Origin of the sequence: Vibrio sp. 10N.261.52.A1, from assembly GCF_002876325.1 — a bacterium.
GTDB classification, from domain to species: domain Bacteria; phylum Pseudomonadota; class Gammaproteobacteria; order Enterobacterales; family Vibrionaceae; genus Vibrio; species Vibrio chagasii.
In genome coordinates, this window is record NZ_MCYD01000463.1 from 1 (window position 1) to 325 (window position 325).

Genomic DNA, 325 nt, shown 5'->3' on the forward strand with positions numbered 1-325 from the left:
CTAAACACTTACATAGCAAAGTCTGGAAGACTATTCGCTAAAAACTGATAGAATCATAAATAGGCGTAAATGATAATGCAATTGATAATTGATCTTATTTAGATTCTAAGCAATAATCTGCTACAGAATTTAGATTTGGTAAAGGATTGAAAGTGAACGTTCCTAGGTATGTTATTGCAGGCGGCGCATCGTTAGTGATTCATGCGGCACTATTGTTTGTCGCTCAAGAATCCAAAGTATTTGCGATGCCTGCAGGTAGCCAATCGAACACGGTATCGATCAACTTCAATCCAAAGAGCATGCCTTCTCAAGCTCAACAAAAAAC

General features: G+C 37.8%; 1 pseudogene. It reads left to right on the forward strand.

Annotated elements, in window-relative coordinates:
- Positions 1 to 152: 152 nt before the first annotated feature.
- A pseudogene (locus BCT81_RS05540) lies at positions 153 to 325 on the forward strand (energy transducer TonB); the annotation flags it as partial.